General features: G+C 62.8%; 21 protein-coding genes and 1 tRNA gene. 9 read left to right on the plus strand and 13 right to left on the minus strand.

Features of this window, described 5'->3' with window-relative positions; genetic code table 11:
• Positions 1–366 precede the first annotated feature (366 nt).
• Together AC1RNP_RS17230 and AC1RNP_RS17235 are read left to right on the plus strand one after the other, a co-directional pair.
• Complete coding sequence (locus tag AC1RNP_RS17230; RefSeq protein WP_493052515.1) at positions 367–966, plus strand: tyrosine-type recombinase/integrase; 600 nt, start codon at positions 367–369, stop codon at positions 964–966.
• Between the two features lie 133 nt (positions 967–1,099).
• On the plus strand, positions 1,100–2,749 hold the full coding sequence (locus AC1RNP_RS17235; protein WP_493052516.1) for an Alw26I/Eco31I/Esp3I family type II restriction endonuclease: 1,650 nt from the start codon (positions 1,100–1,102) through the stop codon (positions 2,747–2,749).
• Between the two features lie 16 nt (positions 2,750–2,765).
• Here the strand turns inward: AC1RNP_RS17235 and AC1RNP_RS17240 are convergent, their stop codons facing one another.
• The 12 genes from AC1RNP_RS17240 to AC1RNP_RS17295 form a co-directional block, all read right to left on the minus strand.
• Positions 2,766–5,696 (minus strand): Alw26I/Eco31I/Esp3I family type II restriction adenine-specific DNA-methyltransferase, encoded by a 2,931-nt coding sequence (locus tag AC1RNP_RS17240; protein ID WP_493052517.1) that lies wholly within the window; start codon positions 5,694–5,696, stop codon positions 2,766–2,768.
• A 208-nt stretch (positions 5,697–5,904) separates the two neighbouring features.
• Positions 5,905–5,990 (minus strand) — tRNA-Leu (locus AC1RNP_RS17245).
• Positions 5,991–6,014: 24 nt separating this feature from the next.
• Positions 6,015–7,196 carry a tyrosine-type recombinase/integrase gene (locus AC1RNP_RS17250; protein ID WP_493052518.1) on the minus strand — a complete coding sequence of 394 codons (1,182 nt, stop codon included), beginning with the start codon at positions 7,194–7,196 and terminating at the stop codon, positions 6,015–6,017.
• A 214-nt stretch (positions 7,197–7,410) separates the two neighbouring features.
• On the minus strand, positions 7,411–7,863 hold the full coding sequence (locus AC1RNP_RS17255; RefSeq protein ID WP_493052519.1) for a DUF2214 family protein: 453 nt from the start codon (positions 7,861–7,863) through the stop codon (positions 7,411–7,413).
• A gap of 120 nt (positions 7,864–7,983) precedes the next feature.
• Complete coding sequence (locus AC1RNP_RS17260; protein WP_493052520.1) at positions 7,984–8,790, minus strand: c-type cytochrome; 807 nt, start codon at positions 8,788–8,790, stop codon at positions 7,984–7,986.
• Entirely contained in the window at positions 8,787–11,288 is a 2,502-nt protein-coding gene (locus AC1RNP_RS17265) for an MtrB/PioB family outer membrane beta-barrel protein (protein ID WP_493052521.1), read from the minus strand. Before AC1RNP_RS17265 ends, AC1RNP_RS17260 begins: the two co-directional genes overlap by 4 nt.
• Before the next feature lie 151 nt (positions 11,289–11,439).
• Complete coding sequence (locus tag AC1RNP_RS17270) at positions 11,440–12,474, minus strand: DmsE family decaheme c-type cytochrome (RefSeq protein ID WP_493052522.1); 1,035 nt, start codon at positions 12,472–12,474, stop codon at positions 11,440–11,442.
• 168 nt (positions 12,475–12,642) lie between these two features.
• Positions 12,643–13,317, minus strand: a complete 675-nt coding sequence (locus AC1RNP_RS17275; protein WP_493052523.1) for a TetR/AcrR family transcriptional regulator — start codon at positions 13,315–13,317, stop codon at positions 12,643–12,645.
• 182 nt (positions 13,318–13,499) lie between these two features.
• Positions 13,500–14,096: a cysteine dioxygenase family protein gene (locus AC1RNP_RS17280; protein WP_493052524.1), complete on the minus strand. Its 597-nt coding sequence runs from the start codon at positions 14,094–14,096 to the stop codon at positions 13,500–13,502.
• A 62-nt stretch (positions 14,097–14,158) separates the two neighbouring features.
• A complete protein-coding gene (gene metX / locus AC1RNP_RS17285) occupies positions 14,159–15,274 on the minus strand; it encodes a homoserine O-acetyltransferase MetX (RefSeq protein WP_493052525.1) in 1,116 nt (371 codons plus the stop codon).
• Between the two features lie 74 nt (positions 15,275–15,348).
• Positions 15,349–15,864 (minus strand): hypothetical protein, encoded by a 516-nt coding sequence (locus tag AC1RNP_RS17290; RefSeq protein ID WP_493052526.1) that lies wholly within the window; start codon positions 15,862–15,864, stop codon positions 15,349–15,351.
• Between the two features lie 76 nt (positions 15,865–15,940).
• A complete protein-coding gene (locus AC1RNP_RS17295; RefSeq protein WP_493052527.1) occupies positions 15,941–16,288 on the minus strand; it encodes a hypothetical protein in 348 nt (115 codons plus the stop codon).
• A 281-nt stretch (positions 16,289–16,569) separates the two neighbouring features.
• Between AC1RNP_RS17295 and AC1RNP_RS17300 the strand changes: the two genes are divergently transcribed.
• Positions 16,570–18,924 (plus strand): DNA internalization-related competence protein ComEC/Rec2, encoded by a 2,355-nt coding sequence (locus AC1RNP_RS17300; protein WP_493052557.1) that lies wholly within the window; start codon positions 16,570–16,572, stop codon positions 18,922–18,924.
• Between the two features lie 28 nt (positions 18,925–18,952).
• On the opposite strand, the gene AC1RNP_RS17305 is transcribed toward AC1RNP_RS17300, so the two are convergent.
• Complete coding sequence (locus AC1RNP_RS17305; RefSeq protein ID WP_493052528.1) at positions 18,953–19,819, minus strand: aspartyl/asparaginyl beta-hydroxylase domain-containing protein; 867 nt, start codon at positions 19,817–19,819, stop codon at positions 18,953–18,955.
• A 167-nt stretch (positions 19,820–19,986) separates the two neighbouring features.
• Here AC1RNP_RS17305 and AC1RNP_RS17310 point away from each other — a divergent pair, with 167 nt between their 5' ends.
• The 6 genes from AC1RNP_RS17310 to AC1RNP_RS17335 all read left to right on the plus strand — a co-directional run bounded on the left by AC1RNP_RS17310 (position 19,987) and on the right by AC1RNP_RS17335 (position 25,557).
• Entirely contained in the window at positions 19,987–20,655 is a 669-nt protein-coding gene (locus AC1RNP_RS17310) for a MotA/TolQ/ExbB proton channel family protein (RefSeq protein ID WP_493052529.1), read from the plus strand.
• Between the two features lie 4 nt (positions 20,656–20,659).
• Positions 20,660–21,109, plus strand: a complete 450-nt coding sequence (locus AC1RNP_RS17315) for an ExbD/TolR family protein (RefSeq protein ID WP_226468152.1) — start codon at positions 20,660–20,662, stop codon at positions 21,107–21,109.
• Entirely contained in the window at positions 21,106–22,869 is a 1,764-nt protein-coding gene (gene msbA, locus AC1RNP_RS17320; protein ID WP_493052530.1) for a lipid A export permease/ATP-binding protein MsbA, read from the plus strand. The genes AC1RNP_RS17315 and msbA overlap by 4 nt, the downstream gene beginning before the upstream one ends.
• Positions 22,866–23,864: a tetraacyldisaccharide 4'-kinase gene (gene lpxK / locus AC1RNP_RS17325; RefSeq protein ID WP_493052531.1), complete on the plus strand. Its 999-nt coding sequence runs from the start codon at positions 22,866–22,868 to the stop codon at positions 23,862–23,864. The genes msbA and lpxK overlap by 4 nt, the downstream gene beginning before the upstream one ends.
• A 415-nt stretch (positions 23,865–24,279) precedes the next feature.
• Positions 24,280–25,053 (plus strand): 3-deoxy-manno-octulosonate cytidylyltransferase, encoded by a 774-nt coding sequence (gene kdsB / locus AC1RNP_RS17330; RefSeq protein ID WP_493052558.1) that lies wholly within the window; start codon positions 24,280–24,282, stop codon positions 25,051–25,053.
• Between the two features lie 18 nt (positions 25,054–25,071).
• Complete coding sequence (locus AC1RNP_RS17335; RefSeq protein ID WP_493052559.1) at positions 25,072–25,557, plus strand: low molecular weight protein-tyrosine-phosphatase; 486 nt, start codon at positions 25,072–25,074, stop codon at positions 25,555–25,557.
• Positions 25,558–25,560 lie beyond the last annotated feature (3 nt).

Consider the following 25,560-nt stretch of genomic DNA (forward strand, 5'->3'; position numbering starts at 1 on the left):
CAGCCGGGCAGCCGGGCAGCCGGGAGCAGGAACGCGGGGTCTATAACTACTTAGGCGCCAGCCGTACTACGCCGCCGGTCAGCCGACGAGCGGTCGAAATACAGTGTTCCACGGCAATGTTCCACGGGCACCTAGCCCCCCTTGACATTGGGTTTTGGGGACCTGCCCGGGAGCGGGCTTGACATTGGCTTTTGGGGTGCCGGTTGTGCCCTGGGGTGGCACCGCGGACTCAGTATGAAATCAGGGTTCTATACCGAGTTAACGCAAGTTATTGATTCAACTAGCTTTCTGTTGGGTGGAGGCGCTTTACTTCAGTACAACGCAGTATCAAACTAAGCTAAATTCTACTTTTATACTGAGTTTGCTATGGTTGGTTCCGTTCGCCGCCACGCCCGTGACGTCAGCCCTAAAGACGTTCAACGCTTCCTTCGCTGGGTGTCCGTCGAGGGACGTCACCGGGAGCGCAATCGAGTGATCGCCTGCCTGAGCTTCTTCGCTGGTCTACGTGCTAGCGAGATTGCCCATGCCAAGTGGCGAATGGTGCTGAACGCCGAGGGGCAGGTGGGTGAAGCGTTGCGCCTAGAAAACGAAGCCGCGAAGAAGCTAAGCGGGCGGGTAATTCCGCTGAAGGTAGATGTCCGCGAGGCGCTAACCGCTTACCTCGCGCAGCTGTCGCCCGCGCCGAGCCGTGAGGATTACATCCTAAGAAGCGAGCGAGGTGGGCACATGAAATCTCAGTCCATCGTGAACTGGTTCCGCGAGGTCTACGCTGATCTTGGCATTGCTGGCGCAAGTAGCCATAGCGGTCGCCGCCACTTCGTCACAATGGCTGCTCGTCGAATCTCAGAAGCGGGCGGCTCGCTCCGCGATGTGCAGGACTTGGCTGGACATCGCGCGCTATCGACCACGCAGCTCTACATTGCTAAGAGCACGGATGCGCAACGTCGCGTCGTTGATCTCATTTAGCCAACTGGAAATCCGCAGTCTTCTTGGTTTGAATTAGGGATCGAAGGGTCCTGTCCGTGGACGCAGAGCGTCGGGTAGTGCACGGAAATGGGTGCTCCGATAAGATCGGCAATAGCCGACTTACGAGCCGCCCATGCCCATTACTCCCGAAGAAATTGATGACAATCCAGACTCCTACGGTTCGAGAGGGCAAAGTTGGAATCCGGCGTTTGTGGAGTACATGAAGTCGATCGTGCTTCACCCCAACTTCGATGGCATGCCAGATGCTGTCAAACCCGACGGAAAGATACAGTGGGAGGCGCCGTCTAATAGAAGTGGCGGCGCATACCAGAATTCACACCATCGCAGAAGGGAATGGTGGCGGGCAAAGGCGACGGAGGTTGGGGTCGAGTTGCGCGGCGAATGGATTAGTCGCGTCGCAAAACAAATTCATCCCACCGGGCTGAAACCTTGTAAGCGATGTGGACGGTCGCTTCGTATCGCTTATTCCTACCCAAGTGCTCACTTGATCAGGCGCGCCACGTCCATTTTTGGCGTCGAAATGATTCCTGACCAACTTGAGGAAGTTGGGGCATACGTAGATCGTCTAGTAGATCAACTCGGCATAGAGGCATTGGATCGACTGCCAGAGCTTCTCCGTACTGGTGATATCCAGCCGCCAGATCTGGGTAGGGACCTAGATGCCTGGCAGGTCTGGATCGAAGACACGTACATACCAGCCGAGCCAAGCCTGCTAAGTCCAGGTGCGATGTCCAATGCGCCTGACCGCTTTGATGGTTTTCATTCGTTCAATCGATGCTGTCGAGGGCACGCCGACAGCGGTCGCCATGCTGGCAACTTGCGAAGCTACACAACTGACCGCAGAGTTTTTGAGTACTGGTCAGAAGGTGACTGGATTGCAGCGGATCGGATGATGGGGTTGGTGCGCGCCCGATTCTCGGACCACGCGTGTGCGGACGGCGGGAATGGCGCTACTGCAGATCACATTGGTCCGTTGTCGCTCGGATTCTTGCATCGACCGGAGTTCAGACTGTTGAGCAAAGCAGCGAACTCCGCGAAGAACAACCGAATGACTCTGTGGGATGTTGGCTTTCTCGTTCGTCGAGAAGCGGATGGAAGCCGAGTTGCGTCGTGGTATGCAGAGCCCATCTGGAATGCGCTTAAGGCTAATGTCTTGGACGATGAAACGGCGCTTCGCCTATCTAAGATCATGCGTGACAATCAGCGTGCCGCGATGATGGCGCTCGCCGGAATCTTTGAGTCAGGACACGCTACATTCTTGGCAACGCTCCTGAATCTGCAATTCGCGGACAACAAGGTGGAGTTTGTCAATCCAGTCATTACGGACTTCATCACTACGTTCGATTCTGTTTCATGTGTGCCTAGGAGTACTAGGTATGCGGCAGAACAGAAAGCGCGGCGTGTTCGTATCGGATTTGAGGCGTTGCGCGCCTATGCAGCCAGGTCAAATCGACATCTCAGGGCGGTAGAGGATCCGGCTTTCAATCTGGAGTTGGAACGTGCGCTTGCTGCGCTGAGAACTGCGCCGCAAGGGGTTCTCGAGATGGACGAAAGGCTGTTGAGTACGTTGCAAGGTGGGAGCGAAGGGGTGCAAGAAGAAGAGCTCAGATCCATCTCGTCTGGGATTCCCATGCTCACAGATGTTCCGGCGTTTGTAGAAGCGATGCGCCACCTTCAAGCTGCTATGGAAGTTGTTGCCCGCAGCCTCGTTCCTTTATGGAATGACGATCGCTACGTTCGCGCGGAGTTCGCGTTCGATTAAGGATTGCGTATCAGGTTCAAAGCACGCGTTTTCCTCTCTCGATGTCCTCGAGGTACTCGGCGGGCGTCAGAAGCCCGCGCATCAGACCTTGGTAGGTTGTGCGCGCCTGCGTGCGATAAGGAAGCGATTCTCCGTTCTCGCCTGACACAAGGGCAGGGAGGTCGGATATCGCTTCTTCTACGGAGATCCAGGGTGCTAGACCAAACAGATCCTTGCTCTGATTTGTTGCTGTTGCGCTTGTTCGTTTGTCAGGCGGCTGCCAGTTCGTCTCTGCTCTTGTTCCAACGAGGATGACGCGCTTTCGCCTTTGGGGAATGGCGAACTCTTCTGCTGAGAGAACCGCGTCGCTAATGTGAGGCATTGCAACGCTAAAAGCATTGCGAACTGCAGCAAAGATTTCTCCGCCCTGCATGTTTAGCAAGCCCGTCACGTTCTCGAACACAAACCCATCGGGTCGGATCTCCTCTAGGAATCTCACGTAGTCCAAGAAGAGGTGGTTCCGTGGGTCATCCATTGACCGTGCTTTGCCAGCCGTGGAGAAGCCTTGGCAGGGCGGACCCCCAAGAACCCAGAGCGGCTTCCCTTTGATTCGAGCGCTCTTGACCTCTGCGACTAGCTTCCTGAACACCACTTCATCTGTGAGACTGCCGACAACTGTGTTGTCATGGACATTCTTGGCATATGTTTCTAGGAACGCGCGCTCGATGTCGTTGGCGACAATTGGATGCCAGCCAGCCCATTTGAACCCAAGCCCCATTCCACCTGCACCACAGAACAGATCAATAAAGGCGCCAGGTTCCCCAAGCGTGCGCGCAACTTGATATGCGAGTAGTGGTGGGACGGCGTTTCCAATCTGCGTACAGATCGCGCCTTGTGCGCCGAAGAACTCGAAGCTGTCCGGAAAGCTCTGCAGGCGAGCCGCCTCGCGCTGCGACAGCACTCTGTCCTGCTCGTAGTGAACGTGACAGCCATTGCCGGGGCGATTGAAGTAGGTGTTAATCGTATAGGCGGGACGGTCCCGTCTCAGTCTCCCATAGTAGGTCGAGCGACTACCTTCTCCCCTGAGATAACTCTCACGAATCTGCTCAAGACGCTTGGAGGGAATGCTCGTTGGGATGTCCTTCCAATTGCCGCCTTCGGAAATTGCGCGGACCATCTGCATATCGACATCGCTAAGGCGCGCCGATCGGTGGTTCGCGATCCTCTGCCCCAAAGCTGTTGAATCTTCAGCGATTAGGTTTTCGACCGGCGAGCTGCGGTCCTTCATGGATGCCTTGGTTTCAATGCTCATCGGTGTTGGTTGTTGACTAGCAGTTTGGCGGTCGTATGCGCCGAGGAGGGCATCTCGCTCGTCTTCGGTCAGCTTTGGGAATTGACTAAGAACAACTGCATACTCGTCCCGATTCAGTCCATAGGTATTGCGCGCGACATGCGCATCTGCTTCAACTTCTGCGGACGTATCCCCGTGCATTCGTCGCTGAACGAGGAGAGAGAGGGTTGTGTCGCTTTTCAGGTCTACTTCGCTCGGAAGCGCTACCTTTCTGAGAGATCCAAGCGAAATGTGACCCGTCGCTAGATATCCGCGCAACTGAAATTCAAACGAAGTAGAGCTCATAACGCCTAGCAGCGCACGAAGTGCGCTTCCGTCGCCGTCTTTAAAACATGCAACGCCAAGCGAGTTGCCAGCAACCCATCCCGCCGGAATGAGCGTAGCAATCATTCGCCGTTTCTGATTTGGTCGGGAAACGTCGCGCCAGACAATTCTAGGGACTAGGCTAGATGCCGGCGAAGACCAATCGATCTTGCCTACCTTTTTCGAAGGTTCTTCAGAAATAGAGAACCTGTCGATCATGCGTCCCTTGATGAAGAGTGGACCTTCACCGTGCGAATCGCGGAGCCATGCCGCGCTGCCTGTTTCGTCTACTTCACGTCCTGCCCAGAACGTCCCGGCGTCCTCGAGGTCGCGCCATCGCGGAAGGCGGCTGGTAATTCGGTCGAGTATCTCGCTGGTGTCGGTTCCGAGAACGACGGGGAGCACATAGTCGACTGATTTCATCGAATCTTTGTCTAGACGAAACATCGCCGAAGTACTATTCGATGCTTCCTGTCTTGGGGTGTAGAAGGGAACTTCGCTTCTAGGCTCGCTGTTAACCTGGGCAACAATTGTCACTGACTCGACGTCAGCTGATTCGTAGTGCTTCTGCTCAGCAGGAAAATATGCGACATCAAGCAGCGCGTGCTCTGTCATAAGGTGCTTGCGGAGAACGAGCGATTGCTCGTCGGCAAGGATGCTTGCGGGAAGCACGGCGCCTACTAACCCTTTGGGGCGCGTCAGCAATAGACTTGCTTCGAGTCCAACGCGAGACAAATTCGTCCCCCATCCCGCGAATTTTCGCTTCGGCTGAGATAGTGGGTATTGCTCGCACAGCCAGTCGTCGTAGTGGCGCATCTTCTCGACATAGTCTTGCTGGTTGGCTGTAGGCAAGCGAGCAATCTCTCTCCGGTCTGGCTTTAATAGTTCCCACGGAGGGTTGGTGATAACCGCGTCGAAGGAAGGTCCAAGGCGCTTCGCAGCAACGAACGCGTCGCATGCAAGTAGCGTTACCTCGGTCTTTACGCCAGACGCGATCAGCCTATCGATTCGCTCCCTACATATCTCGAATCCGACGTCATCCAGGTCAACGATGGTTATGTCCCATCTGACGGATGAATGACCTTGTTCACGCCAAGCAGATATAAGCCACTCGACCAAGCGACCATCACCGCCAAATGGGTCAATGATTTTCAGGCAGTTAGTTTCACTGTTCGCCGCTAGCGCTCTAGCGACGACTGCCGCCAATCGCCTTCCGACGAGTTCGCCCGTGTAATACCGACCTGATGCTCTTTTGATGAAGGCATCAATGTCGTGCTCAGATGCATTCTGTCGCAGGTGATTAACGTGAAGCATCTTCAGAGCCCAATGATCGCTTCTTCCCGCCGATTGAATGCGGAGGTGTTGTGGCGCTAGGAGAAATTTCCGATCGCCAACCGCACCTGCCGGAGGATTCCGGAGGCGCAACAGTAGATAGTTGGGATATCAGGAGATGAGACGGCTGCTGCCGTCGCTGTGACGACGCACTCATGTACGCGAAGTCACTGATCAAAAACAATGTCACTGGTACCGGAGGGGGGACTCGAACCCCCACGCTTTTAACGGCGGCGGATTTTGAATCCGCTGCGTCTACCATTCCGCCACTCCGGCATGAGGTTATGTTACCGCGACTGGTCATGCTTTTGCACGCTTCCGGCTCTGGGAGCGGAGTTGGGGGGCGACGGCGCCTAGCTTGTATGCACTGGCGTAGAACTTCTCAATCATCGCCACGCTGGTTCGTGCCCACTTGGCGATGTCGAACACCTGACCTTCGCCGCGTTCCAGGCGCCAGCTGATGCCACTGTGCCGTAGGGAGTACAGGGTTCGCTTCCCATCGCGCGTCTGCTTCATCCCCAGATCGTTTAGTGCTTCGCCGAACAGATCTCCCACCACCCGCAGTGCGTAATCACGGTTCTCGCTTTCGGCGAAGAACAAGTAGCTGTCCTTACCCGGATACCGCTTCCGCATGCGCTTGTAGGCTTCAAGCGCGCCGGGCATGGTGAAAGTCTCATAGTCGTACGCCTTCACTTTGGGGTTAGGCGGACGGACGAACAGCGTGTTTCCCGCCTTGTCTTTGCCCTCTCGGACGTTGTTGTGCGTCAGGTGCTTGACCTCGGAAGGGCGAAGCAGGCTATTGGCGAGGAAGAGGACGAGGTCGTAGACCTCGGCATACCGCTCGTCCGCCGTTGCCCTTTTCTTCAGGTGGTCACGTAGCGTCTTGTATTCGTCGACGGAAAAGCCCGTGCGCGGGTTGATGCCCGAGGTGCCGCCAACGTCCGGGAACTGGGGTAGTGCCTGTATCGAACCAGATAGGGCTGCTTGCTTCAGCACCTTCCGTAGCGCCACGAAATAGTGGCGGACTGTTGCCTTGGAAATGTCCGGGTTCTGTTCGTAGAGGTGGTCCTGGAAGTCCCGGATACGCTGCCCATCGATCGCGTCGATGGCGTCATCTTTGAAGAACTCCTGCAAGGCAGCGAACCGATAGCGATCAACCGTGGCGAAGCGGGCGTTACGAATGCCACGCACGACCTTCTTTTCCTGCTCGATTTGCAGTTGCTTGATGTGGTGCTCTATCCGCTTCTCGCGCGGGATCATCTTCTCGCGCGTGGCGTAGTGATCAATCCAGATTTCCTTCGCCCGCGTCATGGCTTCGCGGACGCCTTCTTCTTGGGTCGAGCCCCGCTTGTAGCGACTTGCGCGGGGGATCCGGAAGCGGTACTGCCAGAAGCGCGACCGCGGAATGCGATAGACAGTAAGCGTCTCGCAGTTCGGCACACGCTTTAGGTCGAACGGAGTCTGGCTAGTGTCTCGGGGCATGAGGTCAATGCTAGCTGACCTCTTCGGCTGGCGTAAGTAGCTTGTAAGTAACGACTAGATTTATCTATCCTATTGAATTAATAGGATATTTTGTCGTTGTAGCGGGTTTTGAGTCCGCTGCGTCTACCGATTCCGCCACTTCGGCGCGGCCGGCAAGTATAGCCGAGGGCGGCGGTCCGGTGCTCGGGGGTGAGTCGGAAGAGGTCGTGCCGGCTCAGAACATGCCGTAGCGGGCCATGGCGGCGGCGCAGATGAAGATCACGGCCACCATCAGCAGTTCGAAGCGGACGATGCGGGCGAGCGTCGCCGCTTCTCCGGCCGGGGGCAGGAAGGCGGGATCGGCTTTCAAGGCCTTGCGCCAGCGCAGGAAGCGGAGGGTCGGCCACGTGGAGAGGATCGCGGCGAGGATGAAGATCGTGATCTTGGCGTGGAACCAGGGGTTGTGCAGGTAGTAGTTCCAGCCCTTGGCGCCGTAGAGCAGGCGCAGGATGCCGACGACGAGCAGCAGGGTGGCGGTCATGCCGTAGCCGGCGTCGACACCGGCCAGGCGCTTGAGAGCGGCGCCGTCGAGCTTGCCGCGGAGCAGGACGGATTCGGTCACCAGCATGGCGATGAATCCGAACAGCAGCAGGTGATGCAGGCTTGCGAGGATGAGGTCGGTGAGCATGGGAGCCGCCTGGCGCGCCGGAGTGCGGCGGAGGATAGCAAGCCATGCTGGGCGTGGCCGTTGCGAGTGTCCAAAAACGAACCTGGCTGATCGGCCGCGCAAGTGTTGCGGGTAGTGGCTTCAGCCGTCGGGTGGCAGCGACGACAGCCAGGCCGAGAGCGCCTGGATGCTGTCGTCATCGAGCCGCTCGCCGATGCCGCGCATGACGAAATCGGTGGTGGCATCGTGCAACTTGCTGTCGCGGTATTCGGCGAGCTTGGTCTGCAGATAGACCGATTGCTGGCCGCGCAACGCGGGGTAGGTGGCGTAAGGCGTGTGGCCATCGCGATCCGGGCGCAGGGCGTCGGCATGGCCGCGCGCGTCGACGCCGTGGCAGCCCTGGCACGGCGGAATGCCCTTGGCGGGATCGCCGGACAGATAGAGCTGTTCGCCGCGTTGCGCCTGCGCCGCATCGACGGGCGCGGCGACGGTGTCCGCGGCGGGCGCGGGTGGCTTGAGGCCGGCGTAGTAGGCGGCGAGGTTGCGCATGTCCGCGTCGCTGAGATCGGCGACGAGCGGCGTCATCGGTGATTCGGTGAGCGTGCCGCGCTTGAACTCGACCAATTGCCAGTAAAGGAAGTCCGCGCGCTGGCCGGCGAGGTTGGGGAAGTTCGACGCGATGGCGATGCCCTGCGCGCCATGGCAGGCGGCGCAGAGTTCGGATTTGGCCTGGCCGGCGCTGGCATCGCCGGTGATCGGATGCACGCGGCGCAGATCGCTGTAAGACGGGGAAGGCTTCGCGGGCGTGGCGGCCGCGGGCACGTCTTGCGCGGCGGGAGCCGGCGTGGCTTCCGTCGAGGGCGATGGCGTTTCCTGCGACTGCGCGATCGCAAGCGCGCTGGTGAGACAGGCGGCGGTGACGATCAACGAGAGCGATGTGCGCTTCACAGCTGCATCTCCAGCAGGACGCCGACCATGTTGACGCTGTAGCTCTCGGGGCCGCCGTCGGTGTAGACGCGATGGTCGATCACCTGGCCATCCTCGAAGCCGTAGTAATGCCAGTCGAAGACACTCCCACGCTGGTAGGTGTCGAACAGGCGCACGTTGAGGCTGCGGTGGATCGGGAAGGTGAGGCCGAGCGTGAAGGTGTTGACGCGATAGATCATGGCCGGGAATTCGCCGGTGAGCAGCGGCTCCACGACGGGCGAGACCAGCGCGCCGGCCGAGTTGTAGCGATAACTGGTGATGCCGCGCGAATAGGTCCAGTTCCAGTCGGCATCGAGCACGACGCGGCCGATGCGCTGGCTGAAGTTGGCGCCGGCATAGTGATTGCGCTGCTTGTCGCGCGTCCACCAGCGGTTGGCATCGGGATAAGTGGCGCCGCCAAGATTCGGATCGGATGTCAGCGCGGCATCGTTGACGTTGGCGAAATCGAGTGTGGAGCGATCGTAGCCGTACCAGGCACTGGCGACGGTGGCCGGCGTCGGCTGCCATTCCCATTGCAGGCTGCCGCCGAGCGTGTTGTAACGCTGGCGGCCGAGGAGGGCGTCGTAGTCGTTCCAGTCGCCGCGCAGCGAGGCGTAGAGCGTCATCTCGCGCGGCAGCGTGACGGTGGCCATCAGGTCGAGCTTGTTCTGCACGCGGCCGGCGACGTCGTACTTGCGCAGCTGCGCGACGGTGTGCGCGGTTTCCTCGCCGGTGAAGCCGGGGAGCTGGCTGGAGAAGGTGAATTCGTAGGGATCGTAGTCGTACTCGCTGCCGGTGCGGCGCAGGTAGGTGTAGTTGGCGCGGAAGGTCAGCCAGTCGAGCGCGCGGTTGTTCCAGGTGAGCTTGAGCGCATGGTCGCGCGTGGTGGCGACTTCACGATGCGTGCGTTCGGTGCGATCGAAGGTGTAGGTGGCACCGATCGTGTTCTTGTTGTCGAAACGCCAGTCACCGCCGAAGGAAACCTCGTTGAGTTCGTTGTCCAGCGGCATGTTGCGGATGGTGGTGAAGCCGCCGGGGTTGGTGACCGGATCCCACACGCCGGATTCGCCCGGGACGACGCTGCCTTGCGAACCGTTCTCGCTCGGGTAGCCCCATTGCCCGGTGAGCGGGTTGTAGGCCCAGTAGGTGCCCGAATAATCGTTGCGCTGGTATTTGGCGCTGGCCCGCCAGGTGAGATGGTCGGTGGGCTGCAGCACCACACGCGCGTCGACCAGCTGCGAGTTGATGCGCAGATCGGCGCGACGGCGCGAGAGCGCGGCGGGCGTGTTCCAGTCGGCGCAGTCGAGCAGGGCGCCCGGGATGCCGTTGATACCGAACTGTCCTTGGCAGTTCATCGGCGCGACCAGCTTGTCGTTCTGGCGCATGGTGCCGCCGGACGCCGTCAACGAGAACTCGCCATTCCAGGCGATCTTGCGGCTGAGGCCGACGCGCAGATGGTGGTAGTCGTTGTCCGGTTCGTAGGAGAACGAGCCTTGCGTCAGCGTCGGTGACGTCAGTCCCGGCACCACCGGCGTGAGTGCTAACGGCACTTCGTAGTCGTAGCTGCGATTGCCATGGCGGAAGAACGAGCCCGAGTAGGTGAACTCCATGCGCCAGAGATTGCCGACGAAGCGCGCGCCGCCGTTGAAGTTCACGGTGCTGTCGTCGATGGGGCGCGGGATCTCGTAGGCACCGCCGTTGTCGGCGAAGGGATAGTTGAAGAAGAACGGGCCGCCGAACGGCCGCGCGCCCTTGCGCGATTCGTGGCTGGCATTGGCGAAGGCGGTCCAGCGCTTGTTGATGAAGTAGTTGATGCCGACGCCTTGTTTGTCGCGCACCACCTTGAGGATGCGCTCCGGCTGCGCCGCGGAAACGGCGGCCACCTGCGCGGACGTGCTGGCGCCCGCCGTGAGGCCATCCTTCAGCGTGAGATGGTTGCTGCCAACGCCGTTCCAGATCGAGCGCGCATTGCCGCTGGTGACATTGGCCTGGCTGCGCGCGAACGCCTGCACGCGGAACTTGCCGGCACGCCCGAACACGACGCGCGCGTACTGGTTGTCGTCGTTGATACGGCTGGCGCGCAGGTCGAAATAGCTGCCGTCGGAGGGTTTTTCCAGATGCAGGTTGGCGCCGAGGTAGAGGCCGTCGTCCCAGTTCGAATAGCGGCGCCACAACATGTTGTTCTCGTCGCCATGCACGCCGAGGTAGCCGAAGGTGAGCAGGCCGCGATAGACGCCGGTCTCATCACTTTTGTCATCGGAGTAGGCGGGCGGGCAGGCGTAGAGAAATCCGGTCGGCGTGCGCTTGTGCTCGCCGGTAAGCCAGCTGGCGCCATCCTCGTCGCAGCGATAAGCGCCGACGCCGCTTGGGTCGAGCGCGTTGCCGAACTGCAGATCGGTGCCGATACCGCTGTCCTGTGCGAGGGCGCTTGGCACGAACAGCAGGAACAGCAGCGGAGAAAAACGGGAAGCTGCCGTCATCCCGGCGCAAGCCGGGATCCAGCTTTTCAGACTTTGGCGGGATTTTTCAGTGCTGGATCCCGGCTTGCGCCGGGATGACGAGCCAAAGCAAAAAGCGCCGACACTCCGAGACAAGAACGGGAAGCTGTACTCGCGCATGGTTCAGCCTCCGTCACTTGTGCAGTCGTGGACCGGCGGGGTTGTTGGAGCCGTGAATCTGCGCATGGCAGGTCAGGCAGCCGCGTCCCATCAGGCGTTCGTCCGGTGCGATGCCGTTGGCGAGCTGCTGTTCGCCGAACAGGTCGTTGGGATGCCGCGTATGCGAATGGCACTGCTGGCACAGCATCGGCACCGGCGCCACCAGCAGCGCGTGCTGGTTGGAGCCGTGCGGGGTGTGGCAGTTGAGGCAGTTCTCGCGCGCGGGCGCGTGCTCGAAGAGGAATGGCCCGCGCTTCTCGGCGTGGCACTGGTAGCAGGTCTCGTTGACCGTGTCGGTCTTCAGCAGCGCGGTGTTGATGGTGCCGTGCGGGTTGTGGCAATCCACGCACGCCATCTGGCCTTCCGGCAGCGGCATGTGCGAGCGGCGGTTGAACTGCTGGCGGATGTCGCGATGGCAGGTGGCGCAGGTTTCGTTGATCGACTGCTTGGCCTGCAGGCCTTCCGCGGACAGCTGCGCCATCGGGTTGTGGCAATCGCTGCAGGAGAGGTCGTTGCGCTGATGGATCGAGCCGAGCCAGTGATCGCGCGGGCCGCCGGCATGGCAGCCGAGGCAGCTCGCTGTCTGCGTCTTGATCGGTGTGGCGCCCTGCTTGGTGAAGGCGATGATGCTGCCGGGCTGGGCCGGGTTCTGCGCATGCGCCGATCCGGCGCCGTGGCAGGCTTCGCAGGTCGCGGTCTTGGGATCGGCCGCGAAAGCGGCGTTCATGCCCAGCGCGTGGATGGTGTGCGCGAAGTTCTGGCTTTCCTTGCCGTGGCAGGCGGTGCAGACCTGCTGTCCGACCGGCTTGGCATCCGGCGCGCCGGGATTGTCTGGGATGGAAGGATGATCGAAGCCGGGCGTGGGATCGAAACCGTGTCCGGCTTGTGCATCCTCGCTGCTGAAATTGGTCGGCGGGAGGTTGTGGGGATTCGCGCGGGCCTCGACGCCTTCCTGCGCGGCGACGGGCGCGAACCATGCCGCGGTGGCGAACACGCACGCGGCTGCCATTCCAATAGCCAAGAAAATCCGCATCGACCCCTTCCCGTGCGCCTGGCTGGCCGGAACGCTGGCTCGCCGCAGGGCGTAATCGTTATTACGCTTAGACTGCGGCTGAATTCAGCCACCGTCAAGTCTTCCGGGACGGTTCGCGCCTGGCTGGAAGAAAAACAGACTGTCCTATCGGGGCAGCGCGCCGTGCAGGAACAGGTCCATGGCGGCCCGCGCTTCCTCTTGAGCCTTGGCCAGGTCGGGCACGGTCAGATTGCCGCTGGCCACGCGGATGATCAGTTCGCCGAAGATCATCATGAAGAATTGCGCCGACGCCAATTGCGGGGAGTGCAGCGACAGCCGGCCGGCTTCGATTTCATGCTGGAGATAGTCGGTCAGCATCGCCTGCGCCGGCGCCACCGCGTTCTCGAAGAACCAGTCGCGCAGACCGGGGAAGTCGCGGCCCTCGCCGATGACGATGCGATGGATCAGCACCGATTCGCGCGTGAGGATGCTGTTGATGATGCTCTCGCCGGTCTGGCGCAGTGCGATTTCCGGCGGCAATCCGGACAGGTTGAGCGCCTGCAATTGCTCCGCCACCACCGCCATGTGGCGTTCCATGATGGCGTGCGCGAGGCCTTCCTTGTCGCCGAACACGCGGTACAGCGTGGCCATCGAACCGCCGGCGCGGGCGACGATGTCGCTCAGTCGTGTCTGCCGGTAACCCTTCTCGATGAAGACATCGGTGGCCGCGTCGAGGAAACGTTCGCAGCGTCGTTCGCCGCGTTTGCACAGTTCCACATCCGGGCGCGGTCGGAACGGCGTGTCAGTCCCTTTGCGAACGATGGTCGTGGATTTCGACATGGGCGGGCCAGATGGCGACTCGTGTGCGGGATGTGATTCGATATGCTGCTATGCAGCATCCCGACCTGAGTATAGGCCTCCGTTACAGAAACGGGTGGGAAGGACGTCACTGCGGCCACGGCCGTCCGATAGCCGGTATCGGACCGTTTACTAGCCAAACGTCAAGGAATCGCTGGCCGCGATCAGGCCGCCTGATCGGTTCTCAGTGCGCTGTCGGTGCGCAGGAACCACTCGCCGGACTGCGGGAAGAACTTGGAGCAGCACTCCATCGGCGCCTGATAGATGTGCAGCGACACCGCGACCGCGTCGTCGCTGGCATTGGCGATGGTGTGGTACTCGTGCGGCGGAATCAGGCTGCCGGCGCTGCCGGGGCCCGCGTGCATGCCACCCGCGGCGCGGAAGCGGAAACGATCGCCGTCGCGTTCGAGCAGTTCGTACTGGGTGATTTCCAGTTCGCCGTCCCAGACGCCTTCCACGCACCAGAGGCCGGAATGGTCATGGATCGGCGTGCCCTGGCCCGGCCCCCAGGTCATCGCCACGACGCTGTAACCGTGCTTGGCGCTGCGATAGATCTCGCGGCGGGCGTAGTGGTCGTCGATGGCGGTGTGGACGCAGTCCGGAAGATGCACGTCCGGGTCGCGGATCAGCGCGCACAGCGTGTTGCGCAGGCTGGCCGTGACGGCGTGTTCGTCGCCCAGCGACACCGAATGATCGATGGCGGCGATGAGCTTGTCGTGGCCGGGGAAGTCGAGATCGGGCAGGGGAGCGACGGAAGCCATGGGACGGTAGTGTACGCCTGGATGCGATTGGTTGCAGGTGAAACTCTGGGCCGTCCGAGTGCCTAAAGCGCCTTGAGGAAGTCCCCGACCGCCGGCCCGAAGCGCCCGATGTCGACCAGGAAGGCATCGTGTCCCTGCGGCGATTCCAGCGGCAGGAAGGTGGCGTCGACGCCGCCGGCGCGCAGCCCGTCGGCGATCTGCTGTTGCTGCTGCAGCGGGAACAGGATGTCGGTGTGCACGCCAATGGCGAGCGCCTTCTCGACCCGCAGCTTCGCCAACCCCTGATCGGCGGTGCCGCCGCAGGATTCGCCCAGGTCGAACCAGTCCATCGACCGGCTCAGGTAGAGATAGCAGTTGGGATCGAAATTGCGCACGAAGCGGCGCGCGTGGCCTTCGAGATAGCTTTCCACCTCGAACTCCAGGCCGAACGGGTCCTCGTCGTCGCGGCGATCGGATTCCAGCCGCACGCGTCCGAAGCGCCCGTCCCATTCCAGCGCCGAGCGATAGGTGATCACGCCGAGCTTGCGCGCCATGCGCATGCCGCTTTCCGGATAGCTCGCCTCGTCGTAGTTGCCTTCGTTCCACTTCGGATCGAGTCGGATCGCCTCGCGCTGCAGCGAGCGGATCGCGATCGAGAACGGCAGCGCATGCGCGGCGCCGGAAATGTTGATGTGGCTGCGCGCCACGCCGGGATGGCGGGCGAGGAAGGCGAGCGCGGTCATGCCACCCATCGAATTGCCGATCACGCAGGCCAGCCGTTCGAAGCCGAGCGCGCGCACCACGTGCGCGGCGGCGTCGGCGATGTCCTCGATCGAAAGTTCGGGGAAGCTCAGCTTGAATGGCGCGCCCGTCTCCGGATCGATCGCGGCCGGCCCGGTCGAACCCTTGCAACTGCCCAGGGAATTCACGCAGATCACGTGCCAGCGCGTCGTGTCGATCGGTTTGCCCGGCCCCAGCATCGCCTCCCACCAGCCCGGCGCCGGATTGGCTTCGTGCGTGGCCGCGTGCGCGTCGGGCGAGAGGCCGGTGAGGATCAGGATCGCGTTGTCGCGCGCGGCGTTCGGCGTGCCCCAGGTTTCGTAGGCGATGCGGGCGCCGGCGAGCGTGCCGCCGCGTTTCATCGGGAAGGGGGAAGGCAGGTCGATGTAGCGCGTGCCGGGCGGGATGAATTCGGTCATGCGCATAGTCTAGTGGGTGACCGCGTGTTCCCACGAGCGGCGGGCGATGTTGTTCCCGCACTTCGCGGGCGCGCCTAGTCCGCCCGGACGAGCGTCAGCGTGCTTTCGGATTCCTTGCCATTCTCGGCATAGGCCTCTTGCCGGATGAGACGCTGAGGATCCGAAAGGTCGAACGTCATGCGGATCAGATGCGAGTCCTCGGGTCGCTTCAAGTTGGTGACGTCAAGGAATTCGAACTTCAGGACATGGTCGGATGCCGGTGTCTGCAGGCGTAGGCGCGGCTGATTGCCCTGTGCGCAGTAATGCGTAGCGAGCAGGCGTGTTCCGTCGCGGTGATAGATGGTTTCGGTGATCTGCTTCGACGGATCGCCGAACGACTCGACCAGGGCGGTGTTTCGGGAAATCCATCGGTAGCTGATGCGGAAGGCCTCCTGGGCGGGCGTCTTGGGTTCGGCAAGTCGCCAGGTGCCGGCCAGCGCGGCCATGTCGCGCCAGGCGCTATCGGCATTGGCATCGCGTGCCGAAGACGCAGCGGTGGGAACCAGCAAGAACAAGGCGGTGAGGATCGGAACCAGCGGTCGCGGAATCATGGGATGCGCCCGAACCTGGGCAGGATCATTTCACGGAAGTGGAATCGTATTCCTCGACGGCGGCAAGGTCATGGCATCACTTGCCGTCGACGGCATATGCCCGCTCGGGCGTCGACGGCCGATAGCGTCCACCGCCGGGTCCCTGGTGGAGCAGCAGGCGGTGCCCGTACAGGCGCTCGCCCTTGTCCATCGCGAAGCCATGCGCCAGCTGGTCGAAGGCCGGCTTGTCGCTTTCCAGCAGATGCAACTCGTCCGCCGACAGCCAGAAGTAGACGCTGTAGTAGGCGATCCACGGGATCACGACTTCGAGCACGGCGACGCCGGCCTGCTGGTCGCGCAGGACCGAGTAGTAGTTCTCGCGATCGACGAATACGCTGACGAGCGTGGCCGGATCGAAGGCGTAATTGTCGAGGGTTGCGGTCATCGGGATCCGATTCTGGCACCGGGCCGTCAAGAAAAATCCTACATCGGTTCGGGGTTTCACCCGATTTCCCTGACTTGCGGCGCAGGCGATCCTGCGGGCTGCGTTCTTCGGCAAATGAAAAGCATGTCCGGAATCATGTCCAGCCATCGGTCTCGACGTCCCACGCATGCCGAGTTGGCCGCAGGGTGAAATCGGGCGGGATTCGCTTCGCGGCAGCCCTGCTGGAAGGGCATGTCGCGCCGTTTGGAATCGCGACGGCGGTTTCACTGCTGGCCGGCATCGTGGCGTGTGCTTGCCTGCCGGGACTGCCGCCATGGCCATGGCTGATCCCGCTGTTGCTGATCGGGCCGATGCTGTGGTTCCGGCCCGATCGATCGAGGGTGCTCGGCGCGTTCCTGACCGGTTTTTCACTCTTCGGATTGCATGCGGCGCATGCGCTGGCGCAGCAGCTTGCACCGGAGCTCGAACGGCAGGACGTCGTGGTCAGTGGGCGCATCGTCGAGTTGCCGGATCACGAAGACGGACGCATGCGGTTCCATCTGCGCGTCGAAGACACCGCGTCGCCGCGGTCGGCGAGCTTGCGCGGGCGATTGCTGCAGGTGTCGTGGTACGACACGGAAGAAAGCGTCTCGCGATGGAAGCAGGTCGCCTCCGGCAGCCGCTGGCGGTTCGCGCTGCGCCTGCGCGCGCCGCGCGGGTTGCGCAATCCCGGCCCGCTCGACAGCGAGAAGACGGCGCTCGCACGCGGCATCGCGGCGACGGGTTACGTGCGCGATCCACATCTCGCACGTCAACTGGCGCCGGCCACCGGTGTCGACGCCTGGCGCGAATGCATGTCGGCACGCATCGCCGCAACGGTGCCGTCGTCCTCGTCGCGCTTCGTGCAGGCATTGGCGCTCGGTGATACGCGGGCATTGAGCGATGAGGACTGGGACGTCCTGCGCGCGGTCGGCACCACGCACCTGATCGCGATCTCGGGATTTCATGTCGGCATGATCGCGGTGCTGTTCGCATGGCTGGCGGCGATCATTTGGCGCGTATTTCCACGATTGGTCCTGCGGATGCCGCGTCCGCAGGCGATGGCGGGCGCCGCCTTGTTCGGGGCGGCGGGCTATGCGATGGCCTCGGGGCTGGCGTTGCCGACGTTGCGCACGGTGTTGATGATCGCGGTGGTGGTGTCGGCGCGTTTGTTGCGCCGGCCGGTGCGGGTGGTGGATGCCCTGGCACTGGCCGCGCTGGCGATGCTGCTGTTCGATCCGATGGCGGTGTTGACCGCGGGATTTTGGCTCAGTTTCGCGGGCGTGGCATGGCTTGCCTGGTGCCTTCCGCAGAGCGGTGCCGCCAGTGGAAGCAAACGCATTGTGGGCGATTTCCTCTCCGCGCAAGGCGTGGCGACCTTGGGCTTGCTGCCGCTGACGGTCGTGCTGTTCGGACAGGCATCACTGGCCGGACCGTTCGCCAATCTCGTCGCGATTCCGTGGTGGAGTCTTGTGGTCGTGCCCCTGTCGTTGCTGGGCACCGCGCTGGAAGCCATCCATGTCGGCTGGGGCGGCGGCGCATGGCGCGCGGCGGCGTGGAGTTTCGATCTCACCTGGCCGCTGTTCACGACATTGGCCGAGAGCCGCTTCGCGTTGTGGTGGTTGCCGGAGCCGCGCTGGTTCGCCTTGCCGTTGGCGTTGCTGGGTGCGTTCTGGTGCCTGCTGCCGCGCGGCGCACCCGGCAAGGCCTTAGCGGCAATGCTGTGGCTACCGTTGCTGTGGCCGGATCGCGGGCTGCCGGAGACGGGCGAAGCCGAGCTGGTGATCCTGGATGTGGGGCAGGGATTGTCCGTGCTGGTGCGAACGGCCAGTCACAGTCTGCTCTACGACATGGGGCCGTTTTCCGGCAGGCCGGCGCGGGGATGCGCAGGTGTTTGCGAAAAGAAGCGCATGGCCGGCTTCGACACCGGCGAGCGCGTGGTGCTGCCGGCCCTGCACGCGCTGGGCGTGCAGCGCCTCGATGCCGCGGTCGTCAGTCATGGTGACAACGATCACGCCGGCGGTTTTCCGGCGGTGCGCCGCGCGATGCCGATGCCCGTCGCCTATGCGCCGGAGGGTGTCGGCATCGCTGGAACACGCCCCTGTCATGTCGGTACCGCGTGGGAATGGGAGGGCGTGCGCTTCCGCTTCCTGCATCCGCCGCCGCACTTTCCATACCTGGGCAACGAGTCCAGTTGCGTGCTGCGCGTCGAAACCCGGCACGGAGCCGCGCTGCTGGTCGGCGATATCGGCGAAGTGGTGGAGCGTGATCTGGTGCGACGCGACGCGGCATCTTTGCGGGTGGATACCGTCGTGGTGGCGCACCACGGCAGTCGCGAATCTTCCGACCCCGCCTTCGTCGCCGCGACGGGAGCACGTTTTGCCCTGGTGTCGGCGGGATACGGCAATCGCTACCGGCATCCGCACCCATCGGCCGTGCGACGCTGGCGCGAGGCCGGCGCCACGGTGACCGCTACACTCGATGGCGGTGCCTTGCATGTCCGAATGGGCGAGGAGGGCACCACGCTCGAAACGCAGCGCCGGACGCGGCCGCGATTGTGGGACGCGGCGTGGCGGCAATTGCGGGTTTCCCGGGAAGCCTGGGACGAGCCGGAGTAATTTCTGGCGTATCGACGCGCGCTTCTGACTACTTGTCGCGCTTCGAATACATCTTCTTTTCCCACTTCTTCTGCTTCTGTCCCGCTTCGCGCAGAAACGGTGCCAGCGGCGCGAGATTCAGCAGGCGGCGATTGAACCAATTCCAGGGTTGCCGTAGCGGACGCGCGAAATCGATGAACAACACCACGCGCCAACCGTCGGTATCGTTCCAGACCTCGTGGTTGAAACTGTCGTCGAAGATCAGGCAGCGGCCTTCGCTCCAGCTGCGGAACTCGTTGCCGATGCGGATGCGGCAGCGTTCGCGCGGCTCGGGCACCAGCAGGCCGAGATGGCAGCGCAGCAAGCCGTTGTAGGCGCCGCGATGGGCGGGGATGTGCTTGCCCGGCGTGAGAATGCTGAAGAACGCCGTGGTCAGGCCCGGCACGCAAGACAGCAGCTTCATCGTTTCCGGGCAGCGCTGCGCGTTGCCCTGGCAGTCCATGCCGGCGCTGACGAGGAAGAAGGTCTTCCAGGTGTCGTCGGAACTGATCGTCTCCACTTCCTTGAGGATCTCGTGGAAGCTCGGCATCTGGTCGCGATAAACCATCACCTGGTCGAGTTCGGCGCGGACTTTTTCCCAGCCGTCCTCGAGCTGCGCCGTCCACGGGAAATCCCGGGCCTCGTAGATCGCCGAATCCGGCAGCACCGACACGGCGGCCACCGCCGCCTCCAGGCGTTCCTGCGCCTTGAGGGCCAGTCGGCCAAGCCAGGTGCGGGGCAGGCCCAGGGTGTGGGCGCGGGTGTGATGGTCGATGGTCGGTGTCGCGACGGGGCTGGACGCTGCGACGAGGGCGGTATCCGTCCTGCGAGGCCCGAGGCCGGTGGCGGTTGCGGTTTCGTCGTGGGTCTGCGGCATTCTTCCATCGGTCATGGAGTTCGAGCCCATTGCCTTATGGGGAAGGCCCCATATTTTACCGGAACGTGACAAGAGACCCTGAAGTGAAGCTTGCCCATTCGCCAGTCCGGGCTTTCCTCCGTATGCTTATCTCCCAAATGAACGCAGCGATGGGTCGGAGGTAGAAAGTGCTGGAACTGGTGAAGGCGGGCGGCTGGCCCATGCTGCCCCTGCTGCTGTTGTCGGCGCTGGCGGTGGCGATCGTGGTCGAACGGTTCTGGGCGCTGCGGCGCAAGGCTGTGCTGCCGCCGGGACTGGGCAGCGAAGTGCGCGCCTGGGCGGCGCGTGGCCGGCTCGATCCCGAGCACATCGACTCCCTGCGCGTGAACTCCCCGCTCGGCGCCCTGCTGGCGGCGGCGCTGGACGTGCGCAACCGCACGCGCGAGGAAATCCGTGAGCGCGTGGAGGACGTGGGTCGCCATCAGGCCCATCGCATGGAGCGCTATCTGAACGCCCTGGGCACCATTGCCGCGGCGGGACCGCTGCTCGGTCTGTTCGGCACGGTGGTGGGCATGATCCAGATGTTCCTCGGCATCATGGACCACGGTGTCGGCGACGTCAGCCAGCTCGCCGGCGGCATCGGCAAGGCGCTGGTGTGCACCGCGGCCGGCATGGTGGTGGCGGTGCCGGCGCTGATGTTCCATCGTTTTTTCCGTGCCCGGGTCGACGCCTATCTGGTCGACATGGAGCACGAGGCGATCCAGCTGATGGACGCGATCGATCCGCGCAATACGCGCCGTGCCGCGTCGCCGTCCGTGAACGCACCCGCCGCGGGTCCATTGGCGGAGCAGGTCTGACCGCATGCGCATCCGCGACCGCCGCGCCGAGGACAATCCCGACATCAACCTCGTGCCGCTGATCGATGTGATCCTGGTGCTGATCATCTTCTTCGTGATCACCACCACCTTCGACATGCGCTCGGTGTTGAAACTGGAACTGCCGCGCGCCGATGGCGAGCGCAGCGACGCACAGGCCAAAACGCTCAACCTGCTGATCAATGCCGACGGCCGTTACTTCGTCGACGATCGCGAGGCGCTGCGCACCGACGTGGAATCGCTCAAGCGCACCATCGCCGAGGTTGCGGGCAGTGACCGCGAACGCACCGTGCTGATCCGCGCCGACGCGCGCACGCCGTGGCAGGCCGTGATCACCGCCTACGACGCGCTCGGGCAACTTGGCTTCCGCCGCATCGCCAATGCCACCGCGCCGGAGCAGCGGGGTGGTTCTGGCGGCTCCGGGCAGGCGCGATGAGCGGCGACTCGAAACTCGCCGCCACCTGGCCCATCTACAAGCGGTTACGCGGTTACGCAGGCAAATACCGCTGGCTGCTGGTGCTGGCGCTGGTCGGCATGCTGATCGAAGCCGCGGCCGGTGGCGCCTTCACCTATCTGATGAAGCCGGTGGTCGATCAGACCTTCGTGATCAAGAACGAGCGCATCGGTGTGTGGTTGCCGCTGGCGATCGTCGGATTGTTCATGGTGCGCGGCATCGCCGGTTTCGCCGCCGACTACTACATGGCGCGTTCCGGCCGCGGCATCGCCCGCGATCTGCGCGTGATGGTGCTGGGCAAATACCTGCGCATGCCGGGCCTGCGCTTCGACAGCGAATCGGTATCCTCGATGCAGGTGCGCCTGGGCTCGGACAGCGATCAGGTCGCGCAGGCCACGATCGACGCGGCCAAGGTAATGCTGCAGCAGAGTTTCCAGATCATTGCCGCGCTGACGGTGATGCTGTTGACGAGCTGGCAGGTGACGATCGCGATCCTGGTGCTGGCGCCGCCGCTGTCCTTCGTGATGAGCCGGGTGTCCAAGCGCTATCGCCGCGTGAGCTACCGCATCCAGGAAAGCGGGGCGCAGCTGATGCAGTCGGCTGACCAGTCCCTGCACGGTCATCAGGAAGTGAAGATCTACGGTGCCCAGGAAGTCGAGCACAACCGCTACGCGGCGCTGGCCGACAAGAACATGCGCCTGGCGATGAAGGTCGAGGCGACGCGTGGCGTGTCGTCGGCGCTGGTGCAGTTCATGGGCGCGGTGGGGTTGGCGATGCTGTTGATGGTGGCGGGCCATGAGGCTTTTGCCGGGCGTCTCACCGCCGGCGGTTTCGTCACGCTGATGACGTCGATGGTGGCGATCCTGCCGTCACTGAAGCAGCTCACCAACGTGCAGAACATGCTGCAGCGAGGCATTGCTTCGGCGGAGCGGTTGTTCAGCGTGCTGGATGCCGACAACGAGCGCGACTCGGGCACGCGCGCGATCACGCGTGCGCAAGGCCTGATCGAATTCCGCAATGTGAGCGCGCGTTATCCGGGACAGACGCATCCGGCGTTGTCGGGCGTGAGTTTTATCGCGAAACCCGGCACCGTCACCGCGATCGTCGGCCGTTCCGGCAGCGGAAAATCGACGCTGATCAAGCTGATTCCGCGCTTCTACGAACAGGAGTCCGGCGAGATCCTGCTCGATGACGTTCGACTGGAAGAATACAAGCTCGTCGATTTGCGCAAACAGATCGCATTGGTCGGACAGCAGGTCATGCTGTTCGACGATACCGTCGCCGCCAACGTTGCCTACGGCGAGATGGCGTCTGCGCAGCAGGATGCGCTGGATAGCGCCGTGCGCGGCGCCAATGCCGCGGAATTCATCGAGCGCTTGCCGGAAGGGCTGCAGACGCCGATCGGCAGCAACGGCTCGCGCCTGTCAGGCGGCCAGCGCCAGCGCGTGGCGATCGCGCGCGCGATGCTGAAGGACGCGCCGATCCTGATCCTCGACGAAGCCACCGCCGCGCTCGACACCGAGTCCGAGCGTCTGGTGCAGGATGCGCTCAATCGTCTGATGCCCGACCGCACCACGCTGGTGATCGCGCACCGCTTGTCGACCATCGAGCATGCCGATCAAGTGCTCGTGCTCGATCACGGCAAGCTGGTGGAGCGGGGCACGCATGCCGAATTGCTGGCGCAGGGCGGGTTGTATTCGCATCTGCATCGCATGCAGTTCCGCGAACCGGACGCGACATGAGCGCAGGCGCGGGAAAGGCGCCGGCGTACTGGTTCGGTGGTGCGGTGCCATGGCATGCGCGGATGTTGTCCCGGGTTTACGGCGCGACGATCGCGATGCGGATGCGCTTGTTCCGCGTCGGATTGTTACGGCGCGTGCGCGTCGACAAGCCGGTGCTGGTGGTCGGCAATCTCATCGCCGGTGGCAGCGGCAAGACACCGCTGACGATCGCCGTGGTGGAACGCCTGCAGGCCGCCGGATGGAATCCGGGCGTGGCCACGCGTGGCTATGGCCGTGCCGATGCCGGTACGGCGCGCTGGGTCGAGCGCGATACCGATTCGGCGCTTGGCGGCGATGAGCCGGTGCTGATCGCGCGACGCACGCATGCGAAGGTGCGGGCGGATCGCGATCGTGCGGCGGCGGCGCGTGCCTTGATCGCCGCTGGATGCGACATCGTGGTTTGCGATGACGGGCTGCAGCACTATCGGTTGCAGCGCGATATCGAGATCGAGGTGATCGACGGGCGGCGGCGCTATGGCAATGGCCAGTTGCTGCCCGCCGGGCCGTTGCGTGAGCCGGTGGAGCGTGCGCGCAGTTGCGATTTCCACGTTCTCAATCTTGGCGGCGATGACGGGATGGAAGCGGGATTCGGCGAATGGCCGATGCGGCTGGTCGCCGACCAGGCTTATCCGTTGCTGGGCGGGCGGCCGAGTGCGCTAGCCAGTTTTGCCGGGCAGCGGGTGCATGCCGTTGCCGGGATCGGGGATCCGGAGCGGTTTTTCGCGATGCTGCGCGGGTTCGGGATCGCGGTGGTGCCGCATGCGTTTGCGGATCACCATCGATATGTGGCCGATGATTTGCGGTTTGGCAGTGATTTGCCGGTGCTGGTGACGGAGAAGGATGCGGTGAAGTGTGTTGGGCTGGCGAGTGATCGGTACTTCAGTGTGCCGGTGAGGGCGGAGTTGTCGGAGGCGTTTTGGGTGGCGTTGTTGGATCGGTTGGTGCGGCTTCGTTGATCCTCTGGGGTTGCCTTTGCTCGTCATTCCGGCGAAAGCCGGGTGTTTAACAGCCGGATGGCTGGTCATCCAGTTGTTCGCTTGATCGTCGTCCCAGCGAAAGCTGGGATCCATTTGGCTTTTGCTGTTGTCATTGCTTGTGAAGAGCAACAGCGTTTCGTCCGCTGTCGCGGCCGAGTTCATTTCTTTTGATAAGCGTCAAAAGAAACGAACCAAAGAAAAACGCTTTTCCCGACGAAGCAATCCCATGACTTCATTGCTATCGGGATTTTTCGACTCGCCATCCATGGCTCGGTCGAAAAACGGCGCACATCCCTGTGCGCCGCCCTTCGGGTCTCCGGTTGTCGACTGCGTTCAAGCGTTTTTAGAAGCAAAAGCGGTTACGCTTTCGTATCTCTTGTGGTTTCTGATTCTCATGTCGTCCTCTTCCGACTTCGTCGTTGCCATCCCGGCTCGTTTTGACGCCACACGGCTGCCGGGCAAGCCCTTGCGCCTGCTCGCGGGCGAGCCGCTGGTGCTGCACGTTGCGCGCCGGGCGCTGGCCGCCGGTGCGCGGGAGGTGTGGGTGGCGGCTGATGACGAGCGCATCGCGCGGGCGTTGGAGGGGAGCGGGGTGCGGGTGGCGATGACGGCCAAGGGGCATGCTTCGGGGAGTGATCGTCTCGCCGAGTGTGCGGACATCGCGGGCTGGAGTGATGACACACCTGTGGTCAATCTGCAGGGAGATGAGCCCTTCGCGCCGGCGGCGGCGATTCGTGCGGTGGCGGCGCTGTTGACGTCCGGTGATGCCGAGATGACGACGCTGGCGGAGGCCATTCTCGATCCGGATGTGCTGTTCGATCCGAATGCGGTGAAGCTGGTGCGCACCGATGCCGGTCATGCGCTGTATTTCAGCCGCGCGCCGATTCCGTGGCATCGCGATGCGTTCGCGCAGGATCGCCGCGTGCTGGTGCCTGGCGAATGTCTGCGTCATATCGGTATCTATGCTTATCGCGCCGGATTCCTGCGGCATTTCACCAAGTTACCGCCGGGGCGGCTCGAGCAGTTGGAATCGCTGGAGCAGTTGCGCGTGCTCGAAGCCGGGTTCCGCATCGCGGTCGGGCTGACGCCGGAGGCTTTCCCGGGCGGGATCGATACGCCCGAGGATCTTGCCCGTGCGGAACGCAGGCTGAGCGACTCCGATGAGTAATTTCCGATGACTGAGCCCCTGCGCTTGCTGGTCGTCTGCCTCGGCAACATCTGCCGTTCACCGATGGCGGAAGGGGCGCTGCGTGCGCGCGTGGTCGAGGCGGGGTTGTCGGATGTGGTGCGGATCGATTCGGCTGGCACGGGTGGCTGGCATGCCGGCGATCCGCCCGATCCGCGCGCGATCGCCACGGCGCGGCGGCATGGCGTCGACATTTCCGGCCTGCGGGCACGCAAGCTGCAGTTCCAGGATTTCGGTCGGTTCGATGCGCTGCTCTGCGCCGACCACGCCAATCTGCGCGATGTGCGGGCACTGGCACCGGCGGGGGCGCCCGCGGCGCTGTCCCTGTTCATGGAGTGGGCCGGCCTGGAGGGTGCCATTCGCGATCCCTACGAGGGCGGCGAAGCCGATTTCGAACGCGTCTGGCAGCAGGTGGACGAGGGCGCGCGGGTGATCGTGGCGCGGTTGCTGGCCCCGGGGCTGTCGACGGCCTCTGGAACTGGTTGACGC

Source organism: Luteimonas sp. GW821-FHT14E02, from assembly GCF_058803905.1.